16 protein-coding genes are annotated in these 16199 nt (G+C 62.4%); 10 read left to right on the top strand and 6 right to left on the bottom strand.

The genetic code is table 11. The annotated features are described in order from the left end of the window. Nucleotides 1-17 precede the first annotated feature (17 nt). Nucleotides 18-2498 (top strand): DUF3772 domain-containing protein, encoded by a 2481-nt coding sequence (locus tag PWP93_RS25815; protein ID WP_421046581.1) that lies wholly within the window; start codon nucleotides 18-20, stop codon nucleotides 2496-2498. A gap of 70 nt (nucleotides 2499-2568) precedes the next feature. On the opposite strand, the gene PWP93_RS25810 is transcribed toward PWP93_RS25815, so the two are convergent. Together PWP93_RS25810 and PWP93_RS25805 are read right to left on the bottom strand one after the other, a co-directional pair. Next, nucleotides 2569-3666, bottom strand: coding sequence for a TAXI family TRAP transporter solute-binding subunit (locus PWP93_RS25810; RefSeq protein ID WP_421046580.1), 1098 nt, complete (start codon nucleotides 3664-3666; stop codon nucleotides 2569-2571). A gap of 61 nt (nucleotides 3667-3727) precedes the next feature. Then, nucleotides 3728-4498, bottom strand: a complete 771-nt coding sequence (locus tag PWP93_RS25805; protein WP_421046579.1) for a hypothetical protein — start codon at nucleotides 4496-4498, stop codon at nucleotides 3728-3730. 517 nt (nucleotides 4499-5015) lie between these two features. Between PWP93_RS25805 and PWP93_RS25800 the strand changes: the two genes are divergently transcribed. The 4 genes from PWP93_RS25800 to PWP93_RS25785 all read left to right on the top strand — a co-directional run bounded on the left by PWP93_RS25800 (nucleotide 5016) and on the right by PWP93_RS25785 (nucleotide 7855). Then, nucleotides 5016-5558, top strand: a complete 543-nt coding sequence (locus PWP93_RS25800) for a DUF4142 domain-containing protein (RefSeq protein WP_421046578.1) — start codon at nucleotides 5016-5018, stop codon at nucleotides 5556-5558. Then, complete coding sequence (locus PWP93_RS25795) at nucleotides 5555-5908, top strand: cupredoxin domain-containing protein (RefSeq protein ID WP_421046577.1); 354 nt, start codon at nucleotides 5555-5557, stop codon at nucleotides 5906-5908. The genes PWP93_RS25800 and PWP93_RS25795 overlap by 4 nt, the downstream gene beginning before the upstream one ends. A 17-nt stretch (nucleotides 5909-5925) precedes the next feature. Continuing rightward, complete coding sequence (locus PWP93_RS25790) at nucleotides 5926-6618, top strand: RNA polymerase sigma factor (RefSeq protein WP_421046575.1); 693 nt, start codon at nucleotides 5926-5928, stop codon at nucleotides 6616-6618. A 163-nt stretch (nucleotides 6619-6781) separates the two neighbouring features. Further along, nucleotides 6782-7855, top strand: a complete 1074-nt coding sequence (locus PWP93_RS25785; RefSeq protein ID WP_421046574.1) for an MBL fold metallo-hydrolase — start codon at nucleotides 6782-6784, stop codon at nucleotides 7853-7855. A 15-nt stretch (nucleotides 7856-7870) separates the two neighbouring features. Here the strand turns inward: PWP93_RS25785 and PWP93_RS25780 are convergent, their stop codons facing one another. From PWP93_RS25780 to PWP93_RS25765, 4 genes are all read right to left on the bottom strand, one after another. Next, a complete protein-coding gene (locus tag PWP93_RS25780) occupies nucleotides 7871-8905 on the bottom strand; it encodes an SGNH/GDSL hydrolase family protein (protein ID WP_421027842.1) in 1035 nt (344 codons plus the stop codon). Nucleotides 8906-9166: 261 nt separating this feature from the next. Continuing rightward, on the bottom strand, nucleotides 9167-10102 hold the full coding sequence (gene catA, locus PWP93_RS25775; RefSeq protein ID WP_421046573.1) for a catechol 1,2-dioxygenase: 936 nt from the start codon (nucleotides 10100-10102) through the stop codon (nucleotides 9167-9169). A gap of 76 nt (nucleotides 10103-10178) precedes the next feature. Further along, a complete protein-coding gene (gene catC / locus PWP93_RS25770; protein WP_421027840.1) occupies nucleotides 10179-10469 on the bottom strand; it encodes a muconolactone Delta-isomerase in 291 nt (96 codons plus the stop codon). 28 nt (nucleotides 10470-10497) lie between these two features. Continuing rightward, on the bottom strand, nucleotides 10498-11634 hold the full coding sequence (locus tag PWP93_RS25765) for a muconate/chloromuconate family cycloisomerase (RefSeq protein ID WP_421046572.1): 1137 nt from the start codon (nucleotides 11632-11634) through the stop codon (nucleotides 10498-10500). Between PWP93_RS25765 and PWP93_RS25760 the strand changes: the two genes are divergently transcribed. The 5 genes from PWP93_RS25760 (at nucleotide 11633) to PWP93_RS25740 (ending at nucleotide 16032) form a co-directional block, all read left to right on the top strand. Next, a complete protein-coding gene (locus tag PWP93_RS25760; RefSeq protein WP_421046570.1) occupies nucleotides 11633-11977 on the top strand; it encodes a hypothetical protein in 345 nt (114 codons plus the stop codon). The genes PWP93_RS25765 and PWP93_RS25760 overlap by 2 nt on opposite strands. Before the next feature lie 21 nt (nucleotides 11978-11998). Further along, nucleotides 11999-13387 (top strand): anthranilate 1,2-dioxygenase large subunit, encoded by a 1389-nt coding sequence (gene antA, locus PWP93_RS25755; protein WP_421046569.1) that lies wholly within the window; start codon nucleotides 11999-12001, stop codon nucleotides 13385-13387. A gap of 3 nt (nucleotides 13388-13390) precedes the next feature. Next, nucleotides 13391-13882, top strand: a complete 492-nt coding sequence (gene antB, locus PWP93_RS25750; protein WP_421046568.1) for an anthranilate 1,2-dioxygenase small subunit — start codon at nucleotides 13391-13393, stop codon at nucleotides 13880-13882. Between the two features lie 16 nt (nucleotides 13883-13898). Then, nucleotides 13899-14936 carry an anthranilate 1,2-dioxygenase electron transfer component AntC gene (antC, locus tag PWP93_RS25745; protein WP_421046567.1) on the top strand — a complete coding sequence of 346 codons (1038 nt, stop codon included), beginning with the start codon at nucleotides 13899-13901 and terminating at the stop codon, nucleotides 14934-14936. 97 nt (nucleotides 14937-15033) lie between these two features. Beyond that, nucleotides 15034-16032, top strand: a complete 999-nt coding sequence (locus tag PWP93_RS25740; RefSeq protein WP_421046566.1) for a helix-turn-helix domain-containing protein — start codon at nucleotides 15034-15036, stop codon at nucleotides 16030-16032. The last annotated feature ends 167 nt before the right edge of the window (nucleotides 16033-16199 follow it).

The following is a 16199-nucleotide window of genomic DNA, read 5'->3' as shown; positions in this document are numbered from 1 at the left end:
AATATTTGAAAGCCCCCATGGCATTGCACCGACTTTCCGCTTTCGCGCGCCAAATTGCACGAATTGCGCTGATCGCGCTTTTGTCCCCGCTTTTGTCGCTTGCCCTGGTTGCGCCCGCGCTGGCGTTTCCGGCTGTCACGATCGCAACCGCCGCGACCGCAAGCGGCGTGGACGCGACGCCGCCCTCCATTTCGCTGACCGATGCGCAAGCGCTGCTCAAGCAGATGCAGGCCAAGCAGGACAGCATCAAGCAACAGACCTCGACCGCGACCGGCAGCAAGGATCTCGATGCGCTTTCTGACGCGACCCAGCAACTGAGTACCGACGTCGACAAATTACGCAGCCAGATCGTGCCGCTGCGCGCCCAGGTGCAGGCTCAACTCGATGTGCTAGGGCCGGCGCCTGCTCCCGGCGAGCCGCCCGGCACCCAGGCGGTGGCCCGCCAGCGCGCCAGCCTGAACGCGCGCAAGGATCAGATCGACGCCGTGCTGAAGCTGGCCGACGACCAGAAAAGCAATCTCGACATTCTGTCCGCGCAGTTCGCGAAGCTGCACCGGGGCTTGCTGAAAAACCAGCTCGCGCTGCGCTCGGGCGGCATTTTCAGTGCGCAATTCTGGGTGCCGCTCCTGCATCAGCCGCCCGAGGACGGGCAGCGTCTCGACGCGTTCGACGCCCAGGTGCGCGAGATGTTGCGCTCGGTCTGGGAGCCGGGCCAGCGCTTCCTGACTTCGCTGCTGTTGATGGCCGCGCTCGTGATCTGGCTCGGCGGGCGCAAGCTCGTGCAGCGCGCGCTCGCATGGTTCTGTCTGCACCGCTTGCCGCCGACGCGTCTGCGCCGCAGCGCGCTTGCACTGTCGATGGCCATTTCCACGCTGCTGGCAACGTCCATTGCGCTGCAGGTCCTCTATCTGGCGCTCGCGCGCCGCGTCGATCTCACCCCCGCGCTGAGCGACCTGTGGGGCGAATTCACGAAGCTCACGCTAACTTGCGCGCTGATCTCGGGGCTAGGACGCGCGCTGTTGTGCACCAATCATCCGTCGTGGCGGCTGCCTGCGCTGGCCGATCCGGTGGCGCGTGCGCTGCGGCCGTTTCCGGGCACGCTCGCGATGCTGCTGTTCGTCGCCGGTGCGGTGGAGGCGATCAACCGCATCGTCGACACGAGCCTTTCGGTCACGCTGCTCGGCCGCGGCCTCGTTTCGCTCGTCACGGTGCTGACCATTGGCGCGGCGCTGCTGCGTGCGAACCGCGTGCGCGCCGCGATGGCCGCGGCCGGCGAGGCGCCCGAATCGCACTCGACGGTGGCGGGGTTGATTCACGCGGGCACCGCGCTGGCGATCATTGCGTCGCTGATCGCGCTGGTGATCGGCTACATCACGGTTGCGCGCTTCATTACCTACGAACTCGTATGGTTCGAGATCGTGCTGTGCAGCATCTACGTGCTCACGCAGTTGAACCGCGATATCTGCGCGAGTCTCTTCAGCGCGAATTTCTCGTCGGGCAAGCAACTGAAGAATCTGCTCGGGCTCGAGGACAAGCATCTCGAACAGGTGCAAGCCGTGCTCTCGGGCGCCGGCACGAGCGTCCTGATGCTGCTCGCGGTGGTGGCGCTGTTGACGGGCGGCTTCGGCACCACGCCGGCAGATCTCCTCAACAGCCTCATCGGCATCATTGGCGGGCAGCGGCTGAAGAGCCTCGATATCATGCCCGCGCATATCGTGAACGCCGTGATCGGGTTCGCGGTCGGCTTTTACCTGCTGCGCTCGGTGCGCCGCTGGCTCGACCAGGAATTCATGCCGGCGCTGGGCATGGACCCCGGCATGCGCATGTCGCTCATCACGCTGTTCACGAACGTGGGCTATGTGCTGCTGGTGCTGATGACGTTCTCGCTGCTCGGCGTGCGCTGGGACAGCCTCGCGTGGATCGTGAGCGCGCTCTCGGTCGGTATCGGCTTCGGCCTGCAGGAGATAGTGAAGAATTTCGTCTCGGGCCTGATCCTGCTGACCGAGCGGCCCGTGAAGGTGGGCGACCGGATCAGCATCGCGGACATGGAAGGCGACATTCGCCGCATCAACGTGCGCGCGACCGAAATCCAGCTGCTCGACCGCTCGACGATGATCGTGCCCAACTCGCAGCTGATTTCGCAGAACGTGCGCAACGTCACCATGGGCGACAGCACCCAGGGCGTCGCCACGCTGGTCTTGACGTTCCCGCTGGATACCGACCCGGAGCAGGTGCGCGACCTGTTGCTCGAGGTCTATCTCGAGCATCCCGATGTGCTGACCGAGCCCGCGCCATCGGTCCTGTTCAGCCAGCTCACGCCCCAGGGCATCACGCTCAGCGTGACGGGTTATGTCGGCAGCCCGCGCATCGCCGCCAAGACCAAGAGCGATCTTCTCTTCGCCATCCTCAAGCAATTGCGGGCCGCCGGGATCACGCTTGTGAATCCGCACAAGGTGATGGTGCAGAGCTGGCCGATGCCGGACTCGGCACAGACATAGACCGCAATAAAGCAGGCCGGGTGATGATTCATGAGTTCAAGACGATTGAATTCAAACGGCCAAATGGCGATTATTTGCCACAAAGCAGGAGCAGGCGCTCCTGGTCCGAGCACGGCCGACCGGTGATTTTCTGCTGGGCGGTGGGGCCTGGCGGCATCGCGGCCTGCGTCGTGGCGCGATGCGCGATACACGCTTTCAGGCGCCGCTCGACAGGCGGATAGTATTGCCACCCTTTGCCAAGGCCCGGCAGTTCGAGCTTCACCTGCTTCCATTTCGGGTGGCCCTGGCTCTGCAGATTGCCGAAGTTCTCGCAGAGCGAATCGGCAAATCGTTTCAGGTTGCCAACCGTATCGCGCAGATTGTAGTCATACGTCACGAGAAAGGCCTTGACCGTCCATGTCGGTACATCTTCTTTCAGCCAGTTCGGGTAGCTCGATGCATGAATGGTCGCGGGAAAATAGGTTTGCTTCGCACGGGCCGTTTCTGGGGCATTCGGGTCGACGCGCAGGAAGCGGATTTGCTGAAGCAAGTCGGGGTTCATATCGGTGAAGAGCTTCGCGGGTTGCCCCGCGACGACAATCGCAACGTCGATCTTCTTTACGATCAGCGCGGCCAGGGCATCTTCGTTGCTCAGATTCTGTGCGTTTTGCGCGGGAATCTGCTGGCCGAACATGAGGCGGTACAGTGTCGTTGCGGATTGTGCGGTTCCGCTGCCGATCAGGCCCACGCTGATCACCTTGTCCTTGATTTCGTTGATCGTCTTCATCGGCGAGTCGTTTCTAACAACGAAATAAATTTCCTCGTCGTAGAGGGGCATGATGAGCCGCAACGGGCGAATCGTCGTGCCGGCCTCTTCGTTGCCCGATTTGGCCATATCGACATAGGCCTGATAGACGTCCGATTGGACGAGCGCGAGCTTTACGCCCGGTTCGAACCGCATGCGCTGCACGTTTTCCGCCGACCCTTTCGAGGGAATCACGGCGAGGTCGATGCCGGCGGGTTGCGCGACCCATTTTGACAAGTCCTGGCCGATCTGAATGTACGTGCCTCGCTCCGGGCCCGTCACGATCTTATAGTGTGCTTCTGCGTCTGCCGTAGCGCTGGCGGCGAAGGTGGAAAAAAACAGGGCAAACGCGCCCGCGAGGGCCGCCAGGGTCGTTTTCAGCATGGTCTGTCTCCCGCATGGAATCTGATGACCAACAGACGTTCAATATGATATGGAATCCTGCTCAATGCGCGCCATTTGCCGGCGCCGAGCGTTTCCAGCCATCTTGCACGATCGCTCGCTGCTGCGTATCGACGCTGTTGTTATTTTTATTGCTGGCCGGACTGGCGGCGTGGGCGGCAGCAGATGGAGTCGCTGCGGACGCCATGGCGTTGGCGTTGGGCGCACCCGGCGGATTCGGCGGGCTCAGCGGTTTCCAGCCCGTGGCGAGGATGACGCGTTCCATCAACGCTCGCGCGCGCTGGCTGTTCGAATCGATCGCGAGCGCTTCCGATGCCTTTTGCCGCACGCAACCCCAGACATGCTCCGACGCGCATTGCTCTGCGATTCGCAACGCACTGTCGCGCCGCTGGTCGCGTGGATTGTCGGATATATCCGTGAACGAGGACATGACTTGCGGTTTTGTCGTGGCGGATTGCGATCCCGTATCGGCAGCCGTGGGCAGCACACTCGCTTGTTGCGCGGGTGCGTCATGAACAATGGGGCCGCCGGAAGCATGTGCGGTCTGTTCGTCAACGGCACTGTCGGGCTTGCGGATCTCGGCGACCAGAAGATGCGCTGCGTAGGCGATGGCGAGAAAAATGCCGGCGAGCAACAAGCCTTTCGTAAAGATCCAGCGCGGGATGAACCAGGATGGCGTCCCGGGTTCCGGCGGTCCGTCCTGGTATTCGGGCTTTACTGCTGCATGATCGGGTGCAGGCTCGCCCGCGGGTGCGCGCTTCGTCGCCGCAGGCGCGGGCGGGCCCGCCGCCAGGGGGCCAGGAGCGCCCGGCATGATTCTCGCGCGCGCATCCAACGCAATCCTGTCGAGTGGATGATTCACGCCGCAGTAAGGGCAAAGGTCGACGTCATCGTGGAGCACGCCGCCGCAGCGCCTGCACGCCGGGCGAAAACTCGGGTCACGTGAAATCTGAGTGGACATATTGATGCTCCACCGATATGCCGATGCCGTTCGGCATGTTCAGAATCGTTGTCGAAGCGATCGGCGAGGCGTCGCTGAAGCCACGATCTGCATGTGCGAGAAAGCGGAGGCGTTGGTCCGTGCGCCGCCGCTGGTGAGGAAAATATGGGTGATTTCCCACAGCGAGTCAACCGCAGCTGTTACCTACCGCACATATGCGTTTTGGAAGTGTTACTTGAACGGTTGCATCGCGCGTTTTTTTAGTATGCATGTGCCGTACCCATGCGTGGGGCTGCCTGTTCATAGACCGGGAACAGCGCTTCGGTTCGTGACATCTATTTCCTCGAAAGCTGGGAAAGTCCCGGCCATTGACCATTTCGAGGAGAGACACATGAAAACCGCAGGCAGGTTGTTGTGCACCGGGTTTGCACTGGCATTTTCATGCGCGCCCGCGCTGGTGCGGGCGCAGAGTGCGGGCCCGACCGATCCCCAGATTGCCGCCATCGTCGTGGCCGCGAATCAGGCCGATATCGACGCGGGCAAGCTCGCCGAATCGAAAACTCATTCGCAGGAGGTTCAGGCGTTCGCGCAGCGCATGGTCGCCGATCACACGAGCGTGAACCAGGCGGCCGTCGACCTCGTGCACAAGCTCGGCGTGACGCCGCAAGACAATCCGACCAGTGACGGCCTCAAACAGGGCGGCAAAGCCAATATTGCGAATCTTCGGTCGTTGCAGGGCGCGCAATTCGACCGTGCCTATATCGATCACGAGGTGAGCTATCACGAGCAGGTAATCGATGCGCTCGACAAGACACTCATTCCCGGCGCGCAAAACGCCGAATTGAAAGCGCTGCTGGTGAAGGTGCGGCCTGCGTTCGTCGCGCATCTCGACCACGCGAAGCACGTGCAGGCTGCCATGGCGAGAGCGCAATGAACCGGCTGCCGATTGTCCGCCGTTTTGCTAGAGTCGGCGCTTGCGGGATTTGCGCGCTCGCGCCGATGGCCTTCGCCGGGGCCGCCGCCACGGGCGATCATGTGGTGGCGATCGTGCAAATGCGCTTTAGCCCGCCAATCGTGAAAGTGCATCTCGGCGAGCATATCGTGTGGGTCAACCAGGACCTCGTGGCCCATACGGCGAGCGCGCGGACGAAGATCTTCGATTCGGGCAGCATCGCGCCTGGCGCGTCGTGGCGATACGTTGCAAGCACGCCCGGCTCGTATCCGTACCAGTGCCTGTTTCATCCGGCTATGCGTGGCACACTGATTGTCGAGCCGAAACCATGATGGAACGAGGAACTGCAATGCGGGACTCGCACGTGAGCGCATTGGACGATGCCGACGCGGATATCGTGCGCCGCGTCGTGGCTGGCGATCTCGCGGCCTTCGAGTTGTTGATGCGCCGCCATAACCGCCGCCTGTTCCGGCTCGCGCGCGCCACGCTGCGCAACGACGCCGAAGCGGAAGACGCATTGCAGGACGCGTATCTGAAGGCGTTCAGGGCGCTCGGGCAGTTTCGCGGCGATGCCGCGCTCGCGACGTGGCTCTCGCGCCTCGTGCTCAACGAGTGCTTCGCGCGGATGCGCCGCGAGGGCCGCCGCCAGCACCTGATGCCCACGCTTGTGCATTGCGCCGACGACGAGCAGATGGCTCTCGATATGGACCCGATCAACGCTCACGACGATGTTGCCCCCGACCAGGCGGCCTCCCGCGCCGAGATCCGCGCGCTGCTGGAACGCAAGCTCGATGCGCTGCCGGTGGGATTTCGCACGGTTTTCGTGCTGCGCTCGGTCGAGGAGATGAGCATCGAGGAAACGGCGCAGTGCCTGGGCATTCCCGAGGCCACGGTGCGCAGCCGCCATTTCCGGGCCCGTCAGATGTTGCGCGACGCACTGGCAGAAGAGGTCGATCGGCTGGGGCCGGCGCTGTTCGAATTTGGCGGCTCGTGCTGCGACCGCATCGTTGCCGCCGTGCTCGCGCAGCTGGGCCGGATCTAGCGGCGCAGTGAATCAATGCATGAATCAATGCATGGGTCGATGCGTGCGTTGTCGAACACGCACGCTTGACCGATGAGCGTCCGCGTCTGCGAAAATCGGCGGAGAATTCCCACGTGCGCGCCAGCCGGCCAGCGTCATGCCTTTCTCCTCCGCGAGGTCCGCGATGATTTTTCGCCAGCTATTCGACTCCGTTTCGTCTACCTATACCTACTTGCTTGGCGATGTCGAAAGCGGCGAGGCGCTGCTGATCGACCCCGTCTACGAGCAGGTGCCGCGCGATCTCGCGCTGTTGCAGGAACTGGGCCTGCGCGTGCAGGCGACGCTCGACACCCATGTGCACGCCGACCATGTGACCGGCGCGTGGCGCTTGCGCCAGCGCTGCAGGAGCGAGATCGCGCTTGCGGCCACGGTGCTTGCCGAGGGCGTGACGCGTCCGCTGCAGCATGGCGACCGCGTGGCGTTCGGCAAGCGCTATTTGAGCGTGCGCGCAACGCCGGGGCATACGAGCGGCTGCCTGACCTATGTGCTCGACGACGAGAGCATGGCTTTCACCGGCGACAGTCTGTTGATTCGCGGCTGTGGCCGCACCGATTTCCAGGGCGGCAGTCCGCAGCAACTGTTTGCGTCGGTGCGCGAGCAGATCCTGACGCTGCCCGGCGACTGCCTGCTTTACCCCGCGCACGACTATCGCGGCATTACGGTCACGAGCGTGGCGGAGGAGCGGCGCTTCAATCCGCGCCTGGGTGGCGACGTGGATCTCGGCGATTTCGCGGGCTACATGGACAACCTGAACTTGCCGCATCCGAAGCAGATGGCCGTGGCGGTGCCTGCCAACCTGCGCTGCGGAAAGCCGGAGGGCGAGGCACAGGCGGCGATGGAGACGCCCGACTGGGCGCCGCTGACCTTGCGCTTTAGCGGCGTATGGGAAATCGAGCCCATGGCGCTGCTCGAGCATGCAGCCGATTTCCAGATCGTCGACGTGCGCGAGGCGCCGGAATTTATCGATCGTCTCGGCCATCTGCAAGGCGCGACGCTGGTGCCGCTTTCGCAGTTGATGGGCCGGCTCGACGAACTCGACCGCGAGCGGCCCGTGGTGGCGGTGTGCCGCTCGGGCGTGCGCTCGGCGCAGGCGAGCGTGCTGCTGGGCAAGGCCGGCTTCGGCAAGGTGGCCAACCTCGCGGGCGGCATGCTGCGCTGGAAGGCCGAAGGCTTGCCGGTTGCGACGGACAGCGTTTAACCCCCATTGCGCCGTTCAATGCCCCAGCCCCGACCTGGCGATCTGCTGCTCGACGAATTGCGCGAACAGGGCGTGCATACGCGTGGTCGGATGGAGATCGTCGGCGAACATATAGGTCTGGTCCGCATTGGGCGTGACGTAGGTGTTCGGCGAGCATAGCAGCGCGGTGTCGTCAGGCGTTTTCGCGGGATCGCAGGCCTGCGCGGTGTTGGACACCGTGAAGCCGTTCGCCTGGTAATTGGCGATCAACTGCGTGGCCCACGTGTACGAATCGATCTCGATGACCTTGCCTTGCAGGCCATTGCTTTGCAGCGCGGCGTTCAATGTCGTGTTGAAGCGTTGCGACAGCTGGGTGAGGTTCGCGCCGTGGTCGGCCTCGGCTATGCCCTTGGGCGAGAGGCCCACGTTCGGCACGTTGACCACCACGACGTGCGTGGCGCCGCTCTGGACGATCTGCGCGACGATCTGGGCGAGCGTGCTGGCGGCCTGGTCCACGGTCGCATTGGCGGCAGGTGGCGTGCCGGCGCGCAGCACGTCATTTGAGCCGGCCCAGACCAGCACCAGTTGATTGGCGTTGAAATTTCCATGCGCGGACAGGTAGCTCGAAACCTGCTGAGTCACGGGCATTTCGACGTTGCCGATCACGTCGGAGAGAAAGTCGTACTGGTTGGCCGGCGTGGCCACGGTGGAGCCGCCTTCCGCGTAGCCCAAACCGCTTTGCGCGCTGAGCCGGTGGTCGATGCCGATCGTGTACGCCGCGCTCAGGTTGTCGCCGTAATACTGCGCAACGTTTTGCGTCCACACCTGGCCGGGATTGGTCGTGAAGCGGCCGCCGCCCACCGCGCTGGCTATTGGCGCATAGGTGCCGACATCGGAAAGGCTGTCGCCGAAAGAGACGATTTGCAGATGCACGCCGCCGGGCGGGGGAGCTGCGCTGGGGGCTGGGCTGTTGCCGCCTCCACCGCCGCCGCACGCGCAAAGCAGTGCAAGCAGGATTGTCGAGGTTATTGCAGAAGTTACACCGCGCAGGTTGTTGCGGGTTCGTTGCATCGCGCCTCCTCGCCGCACAAGGCGGCCATGCCCGCATGGCGGGCTCGCGCAGGGGGAAGAGGCAAAAAGGGTGCCCGCTCCACAGGCGGGGATTTTTTCGTCATTCGTTTATTTGTCCCCTATAGCCGCTTTCGTGAATGCGCTTGATCAATGAGGCTCTCGAACTGGTGCTTGCAGCTAGAACGCGTCTCGCGGGTAGCAGCGGCCAATCCACCACACTGACCGGCGGCAGCGTTGCGGCTCTGCCGCCGGGTCGGCCCATTACGCTGTGGCCGAAGCGCGAAGGCGATTGACGATCTGGTTATCCTTGCCCTGGACCAGTGGAGTCAGGGAAATGTTGAATTCGATGTCCTTGTACGTGTCGGCCTTCAGGCCCAATGCCGTACCACCGGTTTTCTCGACGACGTGAGGAATCAGTTCCTCACGCGTGGCGTAGGCGAAGTCGTCCCAGATCAGCGGATCGCCTTCGATGTTGAACTGCGTCGTGAGCTTGCGGTGGCTGTCGCTGGTGACGAAGAAGTGCACGTGCGCAGGACGATTGCCGTGACGGGCAATTTCGTCGAGGAGTTGCTGAGTCGCGCCTTGGGGAGGACAGCCATAGCCGACCGGCATCAGCGTGCGGAATTCGTACTTGCCGTCGGCGCCGGTCTTCACTGCGCCGCGCAGGTTGAAGTCGCTTTGCGCGCCCGTCGGGTCGAAGTGCGAGTAGAAGCCCTTCGAATTCGCGTGCCAGCATTCGACCACGGCGCCAACGACCGGCTTGCCATCCGGACCGGTGACGGTGCCGTGGATGATGAGCGGACCCGCATCGGCGTCGGGATTGATGTCGATCCTCGAAACGCCATCGCGCAGGGGCGCGCCCGCCACATACAACGGACCTTCGATAGTGCGAGGTGTACCGCCGTCAATGCCGATCGCCTTGTCCGAGGCGTCCATGCGGATGTCGAGATACTTTTCCAGACCAAGGCCTGCGGCCAGCAGGGCCGCTTCACCGTCCTGGCCGAGCTTGTTCAGATAATTGATGCCGGTCCAGACTTCGTCGGGCGAAATGTCGAGATCGTCGATGGCCTTGAAGAGATCGCCCAGTAGACGGTGGGCGATCTGCTTGAAACGTGTGTTTCCGTCGTTGCCGTCAATGTTTGTGGCGGCCTTCAGCAGATTCTGAACTTCCTTGGTTTCGAATACTTTCACGCTCATGATGACTGTCTCCAGTTGGTATTGGGGGGTGACGCGGGTGAGCAGGGGCATCCTTTAAAACATCAGCATTTCCGGTTCACGCGTCGCCGTCACGGACCGACGACGGATGGCGACACAATGGGGTTACTTCAATCTCCATGTACGGGAACAGCGGCAAAGCGCTCAGGAGGTCGTGGAGCTCCGCGTTGCTCCCCACGTCGAAGATGCTGTAGTTCGCGTACTCGCCGACAAGACGCCAGATATGGCGCCACTTTCCGCTGCGCTGCAACTCCTGCGAGTACTCCTTTTCGCGCGCCTTGATTTCGCTGGCGACATTGGCGGGCATGTCGGCCGGGATGTTCACATCCATGCGTACGTGGAAAAGCATCGTCAATTCCGTTTATCAGGTATCCAGATTATTTGGTGGCTTTCATGAAGCCGTCGCGGGTAAAGCGCTTGACCTTCGCTTCGTCCAGTTCGATGCCCAGGCCCGGGCCGTTCGGCACTGTCAGCTCGAAGTTGCTGTAGTCCAGCGGGGTCGTCAGAAGTTCTTCGGTGATCAGCAGCGGCCCGAACAGTTCGGTGCCCCACTGCAGGTTGGCGAAGCTCGCAAACAGGTGCGCCGACGCCACCGTGCTGAACGCGCCTTCGAGCATCGTGCCGCCGTACAGCTCGATACCCGCGGCGTCCGCAATCGTCGCCACCCGCTGCGCCGCGAACAGTCCGCCGCTTTGCTCGATCTTGACGGCGAACACATCGGCGCCCTCGTTCTTCGCGATCTCGAACGCGCTTTCCGGTCCTTGCAGGATTTCGTCGGCCATCAATGCGACCGGGAAACGGCGCATGAGGCGCGCCAGCGCCGCGGGCGAAGCCACCGGCTGCTCGACCAGTTCGCAGCCGGCTTCCGCCAGCGCCGGAATCGCCCACGCCGCCTGCGTCTCGCTCCAGGCCATGTTGACGTCCACGCGCACGGCGGCACGATCGCCCATCGCCTTCTTGATGTCGGCCACGTGCTTGATGTCGGTCTTGAGGTCTTTCGCGCCGATCTTCAGCTTGAAGATCTTGTGGCGGCGCACTTCGAGCATCGCCTCGGCTTCGGCGATGTCTTTGGCGGTATCGCCCGAAGCGAGCGTCCATGCCACCGGCAGACGCTCGCGGCGGCGGCCGCCCAGCAGTTCGCTCACCGGCACGTCAAGGCGCTTGCCCTGCGCGTCGAGCAGCGCGGTTTCCAGCGCGCACTTGGCGAAATGATTGACCTTCACGAGCTTGCCCAGGTGCGCCATGAGCACCTGGATTTGCGTGGCGTCCTGGCCGATCATCGCGGGGGCGAAGTACGCGTCGATCGCCAGCTTCATCGCTTCCGGGCTTTCGGGACCGTAGGCCATGCCGGCAATCGTCGTACCTTCACCAATGCCAGTTACGCCATCGCTGCAATACACCTTCACCAGCATCAGAGTTTGCCCGTACATCGTGGCGACGGACAGCTTGTGAGGGCGAATCGTCGGCATATCGACGAGGCGGGTTTCGATACGTTCAATCGTCGTTGCGGTCATGGCAGAAGATCAGTGGTGTACGTGGAATCCGGTGGACATCAGCCCGCGGGCGCTTGAACTTGGTGTCTGTAGCCCCGATGGGCATGTTGGGGCGCTGACGGCATTAGATATCCGGGCCCGCGCGAGCGCTATCCGTCTATTGGACACTCACTATCCGTTTTTTCCGGCGCGGCGCGAAACGCCAGGCGCCGGGCCGGTTGTGCGGCGTCGCGAAGACGCTTCCAGCGATGCGAAAAAAAGGCTGCAAAAAAAACGGATAGCGAACGGCGACCAGGTGGATAGCGTCCGCACCGAATCGGGTATTCAATCCAGTTCATCAAGACCCCGGTCGCAAGACCGCTGAACAGCAGGAGGAGAACCCATCGTGAGTGCAGAGAAAAACACGTCGCAATGGCAGGATTTCATTGGCGGATGCCTCGATTTCCGCCCGGCGGAGGGCGTCTATCGCATTGCGCGGGAGATGTTCACGGAGCCCCAATTGTTCGACCTGGAGATGGAGTTCATCTTCGAGAAGAACTGGATCTACGCGTGCCACGAAAGCGAGATCCCAAAGCCCCAAGACTTCATGACGATGCGCGCGGGCCGACAGCCGATGATCATCTCGCGCGACGGCAACGGTCAGCTCAACGCGATGATCAATGCGTGCCAGCATCGCGGCGCGACCCTCACGCGTATGGGCAAAGGCAATCAGTCGACCTTCACCTGCCCCTTTCATGCGTGGTGCTACAAGAGCGACGGACGTCTGGTCAAGGTCAAGGCGCCGGGTGAATACTGCGATGACTTCGACAAATCCTCGCGCGGCCTGAAAAAAGCGCGCATTGCAAGCTACAAGGGCTTCGTGTTCATCAGCCTCGACGCCGATGCGACCGACACGCTCGAGGACTACCTGGGCGATGCACGCATCTTCTTCGACATGATGGTCGCGCAATCTCCCACCGGCGAGCTCGAGGTGCTGCAGGGCAAATCCACGTACACGTATGAAGGCAACTGGAAGCTGCAGAACGAAAACGGCCTCGACGGGTACCACGTGAGCACGGTGCACTACAACTACGTCGCCACAGTGCAGCGCCGTCAGGAGGCCAATGCACAAAGCGGCGGCTCAACGAGCGGGACGCTCGACTACAGCAAGCTTGGCGCAGGCGATTCCGAGACCGACGACGGCTGGTTCGCATTCAGGAACGGCCATAGCGTGCTGTTCAGCGACATGCCGAACCCCAGTGTGCGTCCGGGCTACGGCAGCGTCATGCCGCGCCTCGTCGAGGCACAGGGGCAGCAGAAGGCCGAATGGATGATGCATCGCCTGCGCAACCTGAACATCTATCCGAGCCTGTTCTTCATGGATCAGATCAGCTCCCAGCTTCGCATCGTGCGTCCGGTCGCCTGGAACAAGACGGAGGTCATCAGCCAGTGCATCGGCGTGAAGGGCGAATCGGATCAGGATCGCGAGAGCCGCATTCGGCAGTTCGAAGACTTCTTCAATGTTTCGGGCATGGGCACGCCGGACGATCTCGTGGAGTTTCGCGAGCAGCAACGCGGCTTCCAGGCGCGCCTGGAGCGCTGGAGCGACATCTCTCGCGGACACCACAAGTGGGTGGCAGGCGAGACGGCAAATACGCGCCTGCTCGGCATCGAACCTGTGCTGTGCGGCACGGAGCTGACCCACGAGGGGCTTTACGTCAACCAGCACGCTGCGTGGCAGACCTACCTCATGAAGGGGCTCGCACAGAAGTCGAACGTTACGAAGGAAGCCTGAATCATGTCCGTCACCCTGCAACAATCGGTCGAGCAGTTTCTCTATCGAAAGGCCGAGCTCTGCGACGCGCAGAGCTGGGACGAGTACCTCGCCCTCTTCGACGAGAACAGCGAATTCCACGTACCCCAGTGGGACTCCGAGCACGTGTACACGACCGACCCGAAGCGCGGCATGTCGCTCATCTACTATGCGAACCGCACGGGGCTCGAGGATCGCGTGTTCCGCCTGCGCACGGGAAAGTCGGCGGCGTCGACGCCGCTGCCGCGCACGTTGCACCAGATCACCAACGTCCGTATTTCGGAGCGCGATCGCGGCGAGCTGGAAGTCAAGGCCAACTGGGCCACGTTCTACGCCCGGCATGGCGTTGCCGAACACTTCTTCGGACACGTCACCTACCAGCTGCGCCCAGCCGGCGAGACCTGGAAAATCGCTCGCAAGCACGTGCTCCTGCTCAACGACACGATCAACGCAGTGCTCGATTTCTACCATCTGTAAGCGGGAGTGCCACGAGATGAGCCACAAGGTTGCCTTCAGTTTTGCCGATGGCAAGACGGCGTTCTTTGATGTCCGGGCGGGTGAACTCCTGCTCGACGCCGCACTGCGCAATGGCGTCAACATCCCGCTCGATTGCCGTGAGGGCGTGTGTGGAACTTGCCAGGGGCGCTGCGAATCGGGCAGCTATACGCAGGACTATGTCGACGAGGAGACACTTTCTGCCGACGACCTCGCTGCGCGCAAGATCCTGTCCTGCCAGACGCGCGTGCAATCCGATGCGTCCTTCTACTTCGACTTCGATTCGAGCCTGTGCAGCGCCGGCGGCACCACGCTGCTCACCGGCAAGGTCACCGCCGTGAAGCAGGTTTCAGAAACGACGGCGATCCTGCATCTGGACGCGAGTGCCCATCCCGGGCGGCTCGATTTTCTGCCGGGCCAGTACGCCCGCGTGAAGGTGCCGGGCGCAGACGTTTGGCGATCCTATTCGTTTGCGCACCGTCCCGAGGACGGAAACCAGATCCAGTTCCTGATCCGTCTGCTGCCCGACGGCGCGATGAGCGACTATATGCGCGAGCGCTGCCAGCCGGGCCAGACGGTCGAGTTCGAGGCGCCGCTGGGCACGTTCTATCTACGCGAGGTCGAGCGAGCGCTGGTGATGGTCGCAGGCGGTACGGGCCTGTCCGCATTTCTGGGCATGCTCGACGATCTCGCTCACAAGGGCGGCTGTGGCCAGAGGGTTCATCTGTACTATGGTGTGACGAACGTGCGGGATCTATGCGAGCTCGATCGTTTGAAGTCCTACGAGGAACGCATTCCGCACTTCGCATGCGATATCGTTGTGATGAATCCCTCTGAAGCATGGCAGGGCAAGACGGGGCTCATTCCCGAGCATTTCGACCGCGGGATGCTCGAAGCGAACCCGTTCGACATGTATGTTTGCGGACCGCCGCCGATGGTTGAGGCAATCAAGACGTGGCTTGCAAGCGAACAACTGGAAGGCCGTCTCTACTACGAAAAATTCGGGGACAGCAACAGTGTGCAGTCGTCCGCCTGACGCTGCTGATGCCGGAGCGCCTTGGGGTGTTTCGGTATTTTGTCTGGGCACGGGGTGGTTTACCATTGAGCATTCGTCAATCCTCCCGTGAAACGCCATGCCTTCCCCCGCCTTCAACGACAGTCGAGGTATTGACGCGCTGAGTCGCGATCTTGAGGGCGCGCGGGACTGGATGGCGTCGATTTGCGGACCCCATGGGCTGCAGGTACGCAGCCCGAACGAACTGCAATTCCATCATTCTGGAACGGTGATGCGTTCCATGGCCAGCACGCTGGGGTATGTGGAGTACGGCACCGATGTCACCGTCTCGGTGCACAATGATGCGCCGCTAAACAGCTATAGCGTCAGCCTGCCACTCACCGGCCAGCAGGAGCTCGCCGCGCAGGGCCGTCTGTGGCTGTCGGACCAGGACAGGGGCCTCGTTCTGTCGCCGCATCAGACGCAGGACCTTGCGATCATGGGCAACTGTCGCAAGATCATCGTTTCGATTCCGATTCCGGCCCTGCGTCAGGTGCTTGAGGGACTTCTGCAACGCCCGCTCGAAGCTGCATTGACGTTTGAGCCGCAGATGAATGCCGCCGAAGGCGACCAGGCGGCCTGGTGGCGCATGGTCAAGTTCCTGCTGGCCGAGATGGGGCAGGCGGGGCCGCTGCTCAGTCACCAGCAAATGGCAGGAGATCTCGAGCAGGCACTGATCAAAGGGCTGCTGCTTGCTCAGCCCCACAACTACTCGAAGGCGCTTGCCGAGGCAATGCGTCCTTCATGTCCGCACTATTTGTTGCGCGCGAAACAGTTCATTCACGACAACGCACGCGAAAATATCGCACTCGAAGACATCGAGCGTGCTGCGGGCGTGTCGCGCTACAAGTTGTTCGAAGGCTTCCGGCAGCACTTTGGGCTTGCGCCCATGGCCTGGCTCAAGAGGCACCGGCTCGAAGCGGTACGCCGCGAGATGCTCTCGGACTGCTCGGAGCGCAACGTTTCGTCAATCGCGATGAACTGGGGATTTTCCCATCTCGGGCGATTCTCCAACGACTACAAGCAACTCTTCGGCGAAACGCCATCGCAGACACTCAGGCGCGCTTCAGGACGATAGATCGTCCGGCTTCGAGACACGCAAAGACAGTGTGGGCGAACCGGGCGCTTGCGCCTGGGCATCCAGGCGACGTGCGCCGCTTGACGAGGCAAGCTATGCGCCGTGGCATGGCGTGGAGGCGGCTTCAGGACATGCGAGCAGGATTGTGTGAACTGTCAATGCAGCGT

Source organism: Paraburkholderia sp. A1RI-2L (assembly GCF_048957375.1).
Taxonomy (GTDB): domain Bacteria; phylum Pseudomonadota; class Gammaproteobacteria; order Burkholderiales; family Burkholderiaceae; genus Paraburkholderia.
This window is presented reverse-complemented; position numbering and strand designations above follow the sequence as displayed.